This is a genomic window from Rhizobium sp. UFLA01-1127 (assembly GCF_059803845.1).
This window is the reverse complement of the sequence record NZ_JAUQTZ010000005.1, coordinates 24,435-37,916: the sequence shown is the minus strand read 5'-3', so window position 1 is coordinate 37,916 and position 13,482 is coordinate 24,435. Positions and strand designations below refer to the sequence as shown.

Genomic DNA, 13,482 nt, shown 5'->3' with positions numbered 1-13,482 from the left:
GGCTCGTTGTAAACGTCTAGCCGTAGCCGCCCAAGGCTTCAAAAAGTGCTGTCGCACTGTCATGAACGCCGAGGCCGTCGGCGGCCGCGACAATTCCAAATCTTTGCTTCTTGCAGAGTGCCGATGAGAGCTTCCAAAACTTCTCCTGCAATTCCTTCACCGTTAGGGGATTCTGCGCTTCGCCCTTTGGGTGCAGCACTTCGACCTCCTCGCTCCTGCCCTTTGCCGTTATCGTCACGCACGCCGGCGTGCTGGCGGGAAAGACGTCAGCGTATTTATTGATACTTAACAACCGGACGCGTCTTGCGAGACTGATTACGCGTTTGTCGGAAAGGTACGTATCAGCCATCGGCAGCAGCGCTTGCGGACCATGTATCAACGCCAAAGCCACGCAGAATGGAATGCTATATTGTGCGGCCTCGGCGGATTGTGGTTCGCTTTGGTTCGGCAACGTCAGTGCACGGTCGAAGGTTTCAATCAACAAATCTTCGATGTCATCTGCATCCACCTGCAATCTAGCCGCGAGTTCCAATGCTCCATCGATTGCGGCATGAGCCCAACGGCAACAGCTGTAAAGCTTGAAATAAGCCCCCTGTATGGCCCAGTCCTCCGAATAGTCGTTCAACAGGCGCTGCCGGTCGTAAAATGATGGAACGTCCAGAAGGTCGAGCGGTCCCCTATGGCCAGCGGCTGCGAGCGCCACGGCCTGAAGTCCATTTGCTGTTGCCCATGGTATGCCTTCCTTGACGGTATGGCCAAGCTTGGTCCAGCCAGTCGCCGCTTGAGACGTTGCCGTTTGTCCCGCAATCGCGATGGCGTGGGCGATCACGGACGTCGGCTGGCCTGTCAGCCATCCGCAGGCTGCCGCAACGCCAGGTCCGCACCATAGCCCGGTATCCGTTGTCCGAATCGTCTTGATATCGCGGGCCGCCGAGATACGTACGGCGATCTCGTAGCCGAGAACGAGTGCGCTCAACAAGCGGTCTGAACTGCAACCGATGTGCTCGGCAACGGCGAGCACCGCAGGTACGATCGCTGCGGCGGGATGACCCGATGCCTGCCTATGCCCGTCGTCGAGGTCGAGCGCGGCCGCATAAGTCGCATTGACAAAGGCAGCGCCAACAGGACGCAGCCGACGTTTTGAGAACCAGACCGTCGCTCCGCCCTCGCCCCATATCTCCCCTGCCGCCTTGAGCGATGCCCTTCCTGCAGTGGTCATTGATCCTGCCGCAGCGACACCCAGCGTGTCCAAAAGGGTTAGGCGAGCGGATCTATGGACGTTTGCGGGTATGGATCCAATCCCGTTGCAACGAGCCGCCAGAACCAAAGCGCCAAATTCGTCATCGGGCGTCGCACAAATACTCTTTATGGTCGTATTCAACTTTCGAACACCTCTTCATTGCATCTCTCTATATGGATTCATATCCACATTGACATCCATAATATGGATATATACGCTGTCAACATCAAATACTCGAGGAAGGGTATGACAATGAGAGATCAGCCCCGTTTTGGCTCTGGGAGGCTTAGTATCGGTGATGCTGAGACGATCTGCATCACAGTCGACGGCCAATCCTACGCAGCACGGCAAGGTGAAACTGTGCTGACTGCCATCCGCATGGGAGTGGGCCACACACGCAACTTTGAGTTCGCCCCCGAAAAGCGTTCCGGCTTCTGCTTGATGGGAGCATGCCAGGATTGCTGGTTGTGGCGAGATAATGGGCAGCGCCTACGAGCCTGCACGAACCGCGTCGAAGCGGGGATGAAACTTTCGACAATCGCACCGGAGACCATATGATGGATACCACGGTCGTTATCATCGGCGCTGGACCAGCAGGTATTTCGGCTGCGGCCGACCTTGTGCGGTCAGGATTGCGCCCTGTTGTCATCGACGAAGGATCTCTCCCGGGCGGGCAGATTTTCCGCCATCCACGGCCCGAGCTCATGAGAGCCGACGACGAGCTCTACGGGTTCGATGGACGAAGGGCGGCCGAATTCCGGAATACCTTCGCTGCGCTCAGACCGAAGATAGATTACCGACCCGAGACCCAGATCTGGAGCGCGTCCGACGGCAAGCTGCATCTTCTCGACAGACATGGGTCGTCCCTCCAAAACTGGTCACACCTCGTCATCGCGACGGGTGCCATGGACAGGATCGTGCCGGTGAAGGGGTGGACGGCACCGGGCGTGTATAGTCTCGGCGGCGCACAGATCGCGATCAAGGCCGAAGCCTCCCTGATCGGCCGACGTATCGTCCTTGCTGGTATCGGTCCTCTCCTCTATCTCGTAGCCTACCAATATGCCCGGGCAGGTGCGAGGGTGGTCGCTGTGCTCGAAGCAGGAAATCCCTTCGGTCATATAAAGAGGCTGCCTGCGCTTGCGTCGGGCGGAACCATTTTCGCAAAAGGGCTGTTCTACATCGCCATGCTTCAAGCGCGCGGCATTCGGCTATTAACCGACGTCCGGTTGACCGAAATCCTTCGCGGCGCGGATGATCATGTTACGGGTGTTTCCTTTCGATGGCGTGGCCGCGACGAGGTCGCAAGCTGCGATGGTGTCGCTATTGGTTACGGCCTAAAAGCGGAAACTCAAATCGCTGATCTGCTCGGGCTGGACTTCTCCTTTGATCCTGTTCAAAGACAATGGTTACCCAGAGCCGATCACCAAGGACGCTCCTCAAACGCACGTGTCTACCTTGCCGGTGATGGGCTTTCGATCCGTGGCAGCGAGATTGCGCAGGCCAGCGGACGGCTGGCAGCGTCGGCACTGCTCCATGATCTCGGTCAGGCAGAGCTGAGTACGATCCGGCGCGACGGCCAAACGATCAAGAACGCGATGCGCTTTCGAAAGGCGCTGGATCAAATCTTCGCCTTCCCACATCAACTTGCTGCCGAACTGTCGGACGACGTTGTTTTCTGCCGCTGCGAAGGCGTGACCGCGGGCACTATCCGTCAGTCGGTTGCGATGTCGGGCGAGTCCGAAATCAACCGAATTAAGGCGTTTTGTCGGGTCGGCATGGGACGCTGCCAGGGAAGGCTCTGCGGTAGCGCCGCTGCCGAACTCATTTCAGCCACGACCGGTACAAGTCTCGAGACGGTTGGCCGTTTGCGTGGCCAGGCGCCGGTCAAGCCAATCGCACTGGCCGATCTTGTGCGAGGCGAGCCGTGACGGGCGTATTTGACATGGCGATCATCGGCGGTGGGCTTGCCGGTTGCTCAGCGGCCCTCCATGCCCGCCTCAAAGGCGCTTCTGTATTACTGCTGGAGCGCGGTCGCTGCGGTGGGCAGGCAAGTGGCGTCAATTATGGAGGCGTGCGTCAGCAGGGGCGTCATCCCGCCGAGCTTGCCCTTGCACGCAGGAGCCGTGCAATCTGGGGCGACTTAGAAAATTTGATCGGAACGGATTGCGAGTTTACGGCCACCGGCCATTTGAAGCTTGCCCGAAATGATGACGATATGGCTGAGCTGATCGCGCATCATCTGCTCCTTCGCGAGCATGGAATTCACACTCTCGTTCTCGACGCAGACGATCTCAAAATTCGATTTCCGTATCTTTCGAGCCGCTATGCCGGCGGCTCTTTCTGCGCCGAGGATGGCCAAGCCAACCCGCGGCTTGTCGCGCCCGCCTTTGCGCGTGCCGCCCGCAAACTTGGAGCTGATATCCGTGAGAATTGCCGGGTGATCAGTGCCGAGCCTTCCAGGGATGGATTTCTCATCCGGCTCGATGGTGATCCTACTGTGGTCAAAGCCCGTCGGCTGGCCAACACCGCCGGTGCGTGGGGCTCGGCGATCGCCGCGCAATTCGGTGATCACGTTAATGAGGTGGTAATGGCGCCAAACATGTGTGTGACTGAGCCGATCGCTCCCCTGATCGGTCCCAATCTCGGCGTCTGCGGCGGCGGCATCTATATTCGCCAAACTGCCCATGGAAGCGTCATTTTCGGCGCCGGCCTCGGCATTGCCGATCGGGAACATCTGCGCGCCAGGCCACTGGCTGAGGTCACGATGGAGGCTGCCGCGGCTGCAATCACCATGGTGCCGCAACTCAGGAACGTCCTACTCTTACGAAGCTGGACGGGCATTGAAGGACGGATGCCCGACGGATTGCCTGTGGTAGGCCCAAGCCCCACCGTCGAGGGACTCTTTCACGCTTTCGGCTTTTCTGGCCACGGGTTCCAACTGGGGCCGGCCGTCGGCGCCGTGCTCGCAGAGCTTTGCCTCGATGGCCATTCGCCAACATCCATATCGGGCTTGGCCATGAATCGGCTCGACCGCGCTCTGGCGACGGTTGTCCAATCTTAAAAATCTGCAAAGGAAACGAAAGGGAACAAACATGCGACATCAGATTTATCAGCTCCTCGGCAGCGCCGTGGCGCTCGCCGCCACTCTGGCATCAGCTCCGGCTGCAGCTATCGATCACGCTTATCATCTGAGCGAACCCAATGTGCTCTCGGTCGCCATCACAGGAGACATGCCAGGACTGGTGGCCCGCAATGGGCGGCTTTCTGGCTATGATGGCGACATCCTCCAGATTGCAGCAGAAAAGCTCGGCCTGACAATCAAGCCCGTGCCGATGGAATGGTCCGGCGCGATCGCAGCTGTGCAGACCGGGCGCGTCGACATCATCGGCGGCAATGTCGCCTGGACAAGGCAACGTGCCGAGACGCTCTCGATGACGGATCCGACTGGCTATTTTCAAAACGGCATCACCTCGAAGAAGGCTTTCGCATGGCATACCCTGAAGGATCTTGAAAACCGCAAAGTCGGCTCGATGACGGGCTTTTCGTTCCTGCCGGAGCTTCGCAAGGTGCCTGGGCTGGAACTCTCGCTTTATGACAGCAGTGACGCGGCACTTCGCGATCTGCTGGCCGGTCGCATCGAGGCATTAGTGGGCGACCCGCCGGTCATCGACTATGCCTTGTCGAAAAATCCCGAATGGGACCTCGTCAATCGCGCGTTCACCGACGACAACGCGGACTTTCCACTTCTGACTGGCCTCGGTCGCCAATACGTGTTCGGCCTATCCAAGGAGAACTCTGTTCTTGCCGCAGATCTGAGCGCCCAGATCCGGGCGCTCTGGACCTCGTGCGAAGTGAAGGCGATAGGGAAACGCTATGGCAATATCAGCGATGCGAACTACACGCCGTCGGGGGAGAATTTTCGGGTCGGTGTCGATCGCCCCGCCGGCTGGACACCGCCGACCTGCGGAAAATAGCAAAGGGGCGGCTGGTTATGGACCGCATCTACAGCGCAAACAGGGGAACCCACCATGCTCGTCAACCCTCTTCTGGAGGTTACCAGTCTCAGCAAAGCTTTCGGTCACCTTGCAGTTCTCAACAACATCTCGTTCAAACTTGAGCGCGGCGAGCGTGTCGCTCTAATCGGTCCGAGCGGCTCTGGTAAATCAACATGCCTCAGGTCCATCAATTATCTCGAACCACCGACAGCGGGCGAGATCCGTCTCGAAGGGCAGTTGATCGGCCGCCGCCCCAATGGCCAACGAATGACAGACCGCGCTATGGCACCGCAGCGCGCTGAAATCGGAATGGTTTTCCAGCATTTCAACCTCTGGCCACACTTGTCCGTTCGCGACAATGTTGCGCTACAGCCACAGAAGGTTAGAGGTATGAATCGAAGCGATGCCGAGATGCTTGCCGATGATCTCCTCGGCAAGGTCCACCTCGCGCACAAAGCCGAGGCAATGCCACAGCAGCTCTCCGGAGGTCAGCAGCAACGCGTGGCCATTGCCAGGGCATTGGCGCAGCAACCCAAAATTCTGCTCTTCGACGAACCAACATCGGCGCTGGATCCAGAACTTGTCGGGGAAGTCTTGACCGTGATCAAGGAGCTGGCATCCGAGGGGCGGGCGATGGTTTTGGTCACGCACGAGATCGCGTTTGCGCGCGAGGTCGCCGACCGCATCATTTTCATGGATGGCGGGCAGATTGTCGAAGAGGGATCGGTAAAGTCTGTACTCGATCAACCACGGTCACCTCGCCTGAGGCAGTTCCTGGCAAGCCTGAAGTTGGGAGGGAAACATGAATGAAGCACCTCCAAGATTAATTGCGGAAGCTCTATGTACCGGGGCACTGGTCACCATCAAGGTAACGGCAGGAGCGCTGGTCGTGGCACTCACTATTGGCATCGCATTGGCGGCAATCGCCGTGTTAACGAACAGCCGTATGCTCCAGACAGCCATCCGCATCTACGTCGAAATACTTCGTAATGTACCGAGCTTAACCTTCCTGTTCCTTCTCTACTTCGGCCTTGCCTCCCTTGGAATTCGCCTGTCATCGATGACGGCAGCCATCCTCGGGCTTGGTCTGATCGGCGGCGCGATCACCATGGATATATTTCGCTCTGGATTTCGCTCCGTTCCCGCCGGCCAGAGCGAAGCGGCCATATCCATCGGCTTGACACCCTTCGTAGCCTTCCGCTTAATCGTGTTGCCGCAGGGGTTGAGGTTGGCTCTACCCTCGATCGGCAATTACGCAGTCGCGCTGGTCAAGGATACTTCCCTCGTCGCTGCCATTGCTGCGCCCGAGATTATGTTCAACGCTCGTCAACTCGTGAATGAAACCTTTGATACAGCGTTGATTTATGGAAGTGCCGCACTTGTCTACTTGGTTCTGACTGGCATGGTGGCACAGTTTACATTACTGATTGAGCACCGACTGGAGGCGCGATGATGTTCTTCGAGACCATCGAGCAAAATATCGCTGACTGGGGGCCACGCTTCCTTGATGGGCTGCGATTGACGGTCTCGGTGACCGTGGGCGGATTTTGCCTCGCCCTGGTGCTGGCGCTGTTGATCGAATATCTGCGCAGTCGCCGCCATACCGCGACAAGGCTCGCCGCACACCTTTATATCGCATGTGCCCGTGGCGTGCCGGTTCTCGTGATCCTCTATCTACTCTATTTCGCATTGCCGAGTGCCGGGATTACACTGTCGTCCTGGTCTGCCGGAACGATCGGGCTTGCCATAGTGTATGGAGCCTATCTCGCGGAAGTGTTCCGAGCCGGACTGGGCGCGATCCCGGGGGGACAGCGCGAGGCGGCTCTAGCGAGCGGCATGACCCCATTTCAGACGTTCCGGATTGTACTTTTGCCGCAAGCGGTTCGGCACACGATCGCGCCGCTGTTGATCAATCTGGTCTCACTTCTGAAGGACAGTTCGGTCTGTGCGCTCATCGCAGTTCCCGAACTGACGCTCGTCTCGCGGGAGATCATGTCGGAGAGTTTCATGCCGCTCTCCGTCTTCGCGCTGACGGCCCTTTGCTATTTCGGCCTTGCCTGGCCCGCTTCACTTGTTGCTCGCGCCGTCGAGCAACGTCTCCATACGCCAGAGAGGCAGCGTGCTGTGCAGCGCGGCAAGCATAGTGCCATTGAGCTCGCGGCCTTGGGATAACCGCGGCCTACTCTCTGCGGCTGCATCGGCCTCCTTTTCTCGCATCTCACAGGAATGAAGATGAAAAAGCTAGTCAACCGACCAGAAGATATTGTCAGAGAAATGTTGGAAGGCATTGCTGCCCTATCGCCGGCAACAGCCGTCCTCTCTGAGGAGAACATCATTGTGCAGGCGGGCCTGCCGGAACCCAATGCGCGCCAGGTTGCGATCATCTCTGGCGGCGGCAGCGGTCACGAGCCGGCCCATGCCGGCTATGTTGGACGCGGCATGCTTACCGCGGCAGTCGCAGGTGATGTCTTTACCTCACCGAGTGCAGATGCTGTCTTGGCTGCAATTCTGGCCGTGAGTGGCCCGGCTGGCGCTCTTCTCATCGTTAAGAATTACACTGGTGACAGGTTAAATTTCGGCCTAGCGGCCGAGATGGCCCGAGCTGAAGGCATCCCTGTCGAGGTCGTTGTTGTCGCTGACGATGCAGCACTTCGGGAAACGGTTCCTCCAGAGCGACGCCGTGGCATCGCCGGCACTGTTCTTGTTCACAAGCTCGCCGGTGCGGCTGCTGCGCAAGGCCTTTCACTTGCGCGCGTCGCAGCGATCGCCGCTGCTGCGGCAGATCGGATCTCCTCTATGGGTGTTTCACTTGGCTCCTGCACGCTTCCTTCTATCGGAAAACCGAGTTTTACACTCGGAGAAAACGAAATCGAGGTTGGACTTGGCATTCATGGTGAACCGGGCGTGCAAAGAATGACCATGACTTCCGCCGATACATTAGTCGATCTCGTTCTCGACACGATTATCGCAGATGGGAAAGTTAAGCGCGGCGACAATGTCGCGCTGCTGGTGAATGGCCTTGGATCAACACCACCTCTGGAACTTGCCATACTGGCACGTGCTGGGCTTGCTCGGCTGGAGAAAGAAGGAATTACGGTGGTTCGTGCCTTTGCCGGAACGTTTCTTTCCGCGCTCGACATGCCCGGCTTTTCCCTGTCAGTTTTGCCGATGACAGCGGTTGACTTGGAGTTTCTTGACCATCCCGTCGAAGCACTCGCTTGGCCAGGTGGAGGCAGAGTCAATAAGGTCAGACCAACGATTAGCAAAAGCCGCCATCCCACACACGAAGTTGGCGATCGGCCCGTGGTGACTGTTTCTGAATCGGGCCGGCATTTGCGTCGACTATTTGCCGAGATCGCCAGCGCCCTCATGGATGCGGAAAGTGAGCTCGCACGACTGGATAGCCTATCAGGCGACGGGGACCTTGGAGCAAGCATGCGACGCGGCGCAGAAGCGTTACTCTCCCTGCCGGATGTTGCATTTTCCAACATTGCCCACGGGCTCTCGCAAGCCGGCGACCGCGTTAGAAAAGCAATCGCCGGAAGTTCGGGACCATTCTATGCCACAGCACTCGTGCGTGCGGCACGTCGGTTGTCGGGAGTTGACGAGCCGTCCGCCGCCGATATCGCGGGGGCGTTTTCGGACGCGGTTCAGGCGATTATGGATCTTGGTGGTGCTCGTCCCGGCGATCGGACCATGATTGATGCGTTGGAGCCCGCAGCCCGGATACTTGTTGATCAACTCGATTCGGACGTCGAATTCAATGTCGCATGGCGCAAAGCTGTAGAGGCTGCCGAGGAAGGAATGAGGCGAACGAATAACATGTATCCGAGGCTTGGACGCGCAAGCTATCTCGGGCAACGCGCGATCGGCAGTCCTGATGCGGGCGCGGCCGCGGTCGTGGTTTGGTTGAAGGCTACGCTTCAGTAATTCGCCCGTCCGGCTGACGTTATATCGCCGGATATGGGAGCTCAAGTTGATAGTCTCCGCCGGCTTTCGCCGGCCGGATGCTTCTCCTTGCCGGTCCTGGCAGGGCAGACCACGGTGACATAGGCTTCAAAACCAATCCGGTTACCTGATGGAAGGTAAGCTCTGCCGTGGAGGCCATGCAGTGTCTCAATCTACGTCAAGCCGCATTCGTCTCAGGTCCAGGAAAACCTCTTGAGCAGGAAGTCGGGTACTGCATTATACCGTTCGTAGAGGGCCGTCAGAGCTTTATGATCGGGAACATTATCCGGACCCGCTTCAACATGATGAACGCCGGTCATCACGAGCGCTGAATGAATACCGGCTCGATTTGCACCGGCAATGTCGGTTGCAAGGCTGTCGCCAATCGCGATCACTTCCGTTGCCGGCAGATCGAGAACTCGCAGCGCGCTAATATAGGCAAACAATTCCGGCTTTCCAAAGCGGATCACCCTACCGCCGATTGTTTCATACCGGGCAGCGAGCCAACCGGCACAGCGAATTCGTTGCTCGGCAATCATCACCTCAAGATCGGGGTTGGCGCAGATCATTGGCAATTCTCGCTGCCGCGCCTGTTGCAGCAAATAATCGCTCTCTTCCACATTGCCAGTCGCCAGAATAAAATCGGCGTCTTTGATCTCCGCGACACGTTCAACCGCGAGCCCATCAAGAAGTCCGGCGAGATCGGGCGGCCCGGCGTGCCAATAGCGCGTTCCATTCGGCCTTGGCATAGTTCGCGCGATACCGCCGAACGCCGCGTGAGCCATTTCTCCCGAGGTGATAAGACCATGATAGAGATCAGGACCGAGGCCCATGCTGGAAAGGCGGGATGCGACAGCCGCGGCGCGCCGCGGCGAATTGGACAGCAAGCAGGTCCGAACACCGGCGGCACGCATTTTGGTGAGCGTCTCGTGAACCGGCTGATAAAGCGCCTCGCCGTCATGGATGACGCCGAAGATATCGAGCGCAACACCTCGAAAGGATGCAATTATTTCCTTGATCGTCTTTTCATGTGGTAGCGGGTCGGGGTGCATCAGGTTAATCCTCAAGATCGCGGCGGTGCCGCTGAAATGGCGGAGCAAGATCAACAAGAACGGCGGTCAGAATGATACCCGCTCCGGCAATGGTTTCGCTTGCTGGCACTTCATTGAATGCGAGCCAGACCCAGAGAGCCGATAGTGGTACTTCGGCCACGGAGATCAGTGCCGTCTCGGCAGGCGGTAATATCTGTGCGCCGGTGGCAAAGAAGAGAAGGCCCAGCGTCATCTGCACAAAGGCAAAACAGGCAACAATAGCACCCTGCCCTGCTGAGATCTCAAGTGACGGAGCCATAACCGCACCCATGATTGCGGCAAAGCCGTTGGAAAGCACCACGAGCAAGAAGTTTGGTGACCGCGATCGCCGCAAAGCGATCGTCATCAATGCCATGAGGCTCGTCATCAGAAGCGCGAGGCCATCTCCCGCAAGCTGCGGCCCGGATGAGGCCGAGCCGGAAAAAATTACGGCGGCACCAGTTCCGGCCATGCCGCATAGCACCCCCGTAGACAAGGAAAGACGCTCTTTGAGCATCACGCGCGCAAGCAGTGATGTCAGTAAAGGCAAAGAACCATGAATGACCACGATATTGGCAACAGAGGTCAGGCGCAGCGCCGGAATAAAAGCGAGCATGGCCGCAGCCGACAACATGGCTGCGGCGAGGCCAGCTGGATCAAGCTGTGTAGATCCTCGATTAGGTGTGATTAGCATAAGTGCGCAAGAAAAAATAAAAGCAAAGAGGCTGCGCCAGAAGACGATCACCCAGACGCCGGCCTCGATCAGACCCATGAATAGACCCGCCGTGCTGAAAAACACTGCGGACAGGAGCACGTGAAGCTGCGCTTGCCGCTCTATGTTCATGGCTGTTGTCCGGACGGCACGGGGCGGTATCTGCGGGTGCATGATGCACCCGTGCGGACAAGAACCTCTTGCGGGACGGTTGCCGCTGACCGCGCCATGACTTCGGGCGGCGCCGTTACGCTGATGAAATCCACCCAAGCGCCTATGCGAGCGAGTTTGGCTGGTATGTCGGTCAGATCGATTGCACAATATTCCATCGATATCCGCCCGATTATCCGCACCGGCCAGCCGGCACACTCTGCAGATAGGTGGTTTGCAACCTGCCAGGCGAGCCCGTGCCTGTAACCGATCGCGACAATACCGAGACAGGTCAGCCGATCTGCCATGAATGTTCCCATATACCCGACACTTTCGCCGCGATGGATTTGTCGGATATTTATTAGCCGGGCACTAAGTCGGACGACTGGTTTGAACGGGTTGGGATCAAGATGAGCGTTATTCAGACCGTACAGCGCTGAACCAATGCGCACTCTGTCGAAATGATAGTCGGAGCCAAGTGAAACACCAGCGGACGCAACCAGACTGCGCGGCGTGGAAGGCACCAGCATGGCACTCATGCCCACAAATCGGTCCTTCTGTAGCCGATTATACGGGTTCACAGCATCGTCTGCACACGCAAGATGGCTCATCACCAGCTCCGGCATTCGTGGCTTTGAGTGAATGAGCGAACGAACCTCGTCAAGCCCCAGACCAAGGCGCCCGAAACCCGTTTCGAGATTCAGAACATAAGCGATTTTATTGGATGTGGCCGCGCAAACCTCGGCTGGAGTATTGCAAACCGGTATGAGACGGCCTTGTCGGTATGCATCGATACCGACCTTCCGCAAGCCCTCGAGAATGTTGATATCCACCTGCGTCACATGGCGGCGAACACGGATTGCCTCTTTCACGTTCGCGACGAAGAAACTTCTGCAACCGATGTCAGAAAGAGTCCCAACGACGCGTTCAAGGCCTAGCCCATAGGCATCGCTCTTGACGACCGCACTAATCTCCACGGTTGACGCCACCAACGAGCGCACGACCTGGAAGTTGGCTTGGATCGCCGCCAAGTCGACGGACAACACGGGTTCACATGAGTGCATTTAAACCACCAGGAAGGGCAATCGCAGAATCTTAATTTCCTATGGTTGCATTCTAGAGCTAGTGGCAGCATAATGCAATTCCTGGATGTTAGGAAATAAAACAATCCGCTATGCGTGCAAAAGGAGAAGGCAGATGGCATGGGTGGAACGCCAAAAGAAGATATTGATCATTGGACAAGGCGTCCTTGGAGGGGATGTTCTCGACTTCCTGCTGCAGAGCAGGGAAAATCTCGAAATCGCCGTTGGCGTTCGCAATCCAGACAAGGCACTTCATCGCGTCAATCTGGCGCGTTACACGGCCATGAATCTCGGATTTTCGCCGTCGGTCGACATTATCCCGCTCGACCTCATGAATGTCGAAGCCACGGCAGAACGCCTATCGCAGCTAAAACCTGACATTATCTTCAATGCCACGACCTTACACAGCTGGTGGGTGATCACCAAGCTTCCACAACAGGCATTTCAGCGCATCGACGCGGCGCGTGGCGGTATATGGACGCCGATGCATCAAGTCCTCATCCGCAGACTGATGAAAGCCGTCCGGCTTGCCAATTGCGAAGCGGTTGTCGTCAACGCCTCCTATCCCGACGTGGTCAATGCTTCACTGGCCGCCGAAGGGCTGGCGCCTGCCGTTGGTATTGGCAACATTGCCAATGCAGTTCCCGGGATCCGGCTTGCCGCTGCCTACATGCTTGGATTGTCTCCGGCGTTGATCGAAGTCAGGCTCTTCGCTCATCATTATCTCAGCTATAGGATGCCAAGTACCGGCGGAACTGATGGGGCGCCCTATCACCTAAGCGTTTATGCAAACGGATTCGAGGTGCCTCGCGAGGAGATCGATCACGCCGCGCTTTTCTCTCTGGTTGCGGGAAGATTTCGTCGGGTTAAAGGGCTCGCGGGGCAATCGGTCACGGCCTCATCGGCGACTGCCATGCTTTTGGCTCTTGTGCGTCGATCAGGAGACGTCGTTCACGCTCCAGGCCCGCTCGGACTGGTCGGCGGATATCCGGTCAGGGTTTCGAAAGACGGTCTGCTCGTCGATCTTCCCGCCAATCTCAGTCTCGACGAAGCGATCGCCATTAACTGCGAATGCCAACGCTACGACGGCATCGAGAGCGTTGACGACGATGGAACCGTCCGCTTTACCGATGCAGCTGCGAGCGTTTTGAAAGAGGTGCTCGGTTACGATCTTCAAGCCTATCAACCGCAGGAATGCGAGACCCGCGCCGAGGAACTGGCGGCACACTTTGCGCAGTTCGCGCGAGACAATGGGATGCCGGATGCAAGGGTGGGCTGAACAGGT

13 protein-coding genes are annotated in these 13,482 nt (G+C 57.7%); 9 read left to right on the top strand and 4 right to left on the bottom strand.

Going from position 1 to position 13,482, the window contains the following annotated elements; all coding sequences use genetic code 11:
* Positions 1-16: 16 nt before the first annotated feature.
* Positions 17-1,381 carry an MmgE/PrpD family protein gene (locus Q4Q11_RS02325; RefSeq protein ID WP_498568469.1) on the bottom strand — a complete coding sequence of 455 codons (1,365 nt, stop codon included), beginning with the start codon at positions 1,379-1,381 and terminating at the stop codon, positions 17-19.
* Here Q4Q11_RS02325 and Q4Q11_RS02320 point away from each other — a divergent pair.
* From Q4Q11_RS02320 to Q4Q11_RS02285, 8 genes are read left to right on the top strand one after another with little or no spacing between them, the layout of a single operon-like run.
* The gene (locus Q4Q11_RS02320) at positions 1,274-1,798 is read left to right on the top strand and encodes a (2Fe-2S)-binding protein (RefSeq protein WP_498568468.1); all 525 of its coding nucleotides are present in this window, start codon (positions 1,274-1,276) and stop codon (positions 1,796-1,798) included. The genes Q4Q11_RS02325 and Q4Q11_RS02320 overlap by 108 nt on opposite strands.
* On the top strand, positions 1,798-3,168 hold the full coding sequence (locus Q4Q11_RS02315) for an FAD/NAD(P)-dependent oxidoreductase (RefSeq protein ID WP_498568467.1): 1,371 nt from the start codon (positions 1,798-1,800) through the stop codon (positions 3,166-3,168). Before Q4Q11_RS02320 ends, Q4Q11_RS02315 begins: the two co-directional genes overlap by 1 nt.
* Positions 3,165-4,301, top strand: coding sequence for an NAD(P)/FAD-dependent oxidoreductase (locus Q4Q11_RS02310; RefSeq protein WP_498568466.1), 1,137 nt, complete (start codon positions 3,165-3,167; stop codon positions 4,299-4,301). Before Q4Q11_RS02315 ends, Q4Q11_RS02310 begins: the two co-directional genes overlap by 4 nt.
* Positions 4,302-4,332: 31 nt before the next feature.
* Positions 4,333-5,214, top strand: a complete 882-nt coding sequence (locus Q4Q11_RS02305; RefSeq protein ID WP_112511850.1) for an ABC transporter substrate-binding protein — start codon at positions 4,333-4,335, stop codon at positions 5,212-5,214.
* 54 nt (positions 5,215-5,268) lie between these two features.
* Positions 5,269-6,045, top strand: a complete 777-nt coding sequence (locus Q4Q11_RS02300; RefSeq protein ID WP_498568465.1) for an amino acid ABC transporter ATP-binding protein — start codon at positions 5,269-5,271, stop codon at positions 6,043-6,045.
* The gene (locus Q4Q11_RS02295; RefSeq protein ID WP_498568464.1) at positions 6,038-6,688 is read left to right on the top strand and encodes an amino acid ABC transporter permease; all 651 of its coding nucleotides are present in this window, start codon (positions 6,038-6,040) and stop codon (positions 6,686-6,688) included. The genes Q4Q11_RS02300 and Q4Q11_RS02295 overlap by 8 nt, the downstream gene beginning before the upstream one ends.
* A complete protein-coding gene (locus tag Q4Q11_RS02290) occupies positions 6,685-7,407 on the top strand; it encodes an amino acid ABC transporter permease (protein ID WP_498568463.1) in 723 nt (240 codons plus the stop codon). The genes Q4Q11_RS02295 and Q4Q11_RS02290 overlap by 4 nt, the downstream gene beginning before the upstream one ends.
* A 60-nt stretch (positions 7,408-7,467) precedes the next feature.
* Positions 7,468-9,165: a dihydroxyacetone kinase family protein gene (locus Q4Q11_RS02285; protein WP_498568462.1), complete on the top strand. Its 1,698-nt coding sequence runs from the start codon at positions 7,468-7,470 to the stop codon at positions 9,163-9,165.
* A 212-nt stretch (positions 9,166-9,377) separates the two neighbouring features.
* Here Q4Q11_RS02285 and Q4Q11_RS02280 read toward each other — a convergent pair whose 3' ends face one another.
* From Q4Q11_RS02280 to alr, 3 genes are read right to left on the bottom strand one after another with little or no spacing between them, the layout of a single operon-like run.
* Complete coding sequence (locus Q4Q11_RS02280; protein ID WP_498568461.1) at positions 9,378-10,235, bottom strand: TIGR01459 family HAD-type hydrolase; 858 nt, start codon at positions 10,233-10,235, stop codon at positions 9,378-9,380.
* A gap of 4 nt (positions 10,236-10,239) precedes the next feature.
* Complete coding sequence (locus Q4Q11_RS02275) at positions 10,240-11,097, bottom strand: DMT family transporter (RefSeq protein WP_498568460.1); 858 nt, start codon at positions 11,095-11,097, stop codon at positions 10,240-10,242.
* Positions 11,094-12,161 (bottom strand): alanine racemase, encoded by a 1,068-nt coding sequence (gene alr / locus Q4Q11_RS02270; protein ID WP_498568459.1) that lies wholly within the window; start codon positions 12,159-12,161, stop codon positions 11,094-11,096. Before alr ends, Q4Q11_RS02275 begins: the two co-directional genes overlap by 4 nt.
* Positions 12,162-12,312: 151 nt before the next feature.
* Between alr and Q4Q11_RS02265 the strand changes: the two genes are divergently transcribed.
* Positions 12,313-13,476 carry a hypothetical protein gene (locus Q4Q11_RS02265; protein WP_113222529.1) on the top strand — a complete coding sequence of 388 codons (1,164 nt, stop codon included), beginning with the start codon at positions 12,313-12,315 and terminating at the stop codon, positions 13,474-13,476.
* Positions 13,477-13,482: the final 6 nt, after the last annotated feature.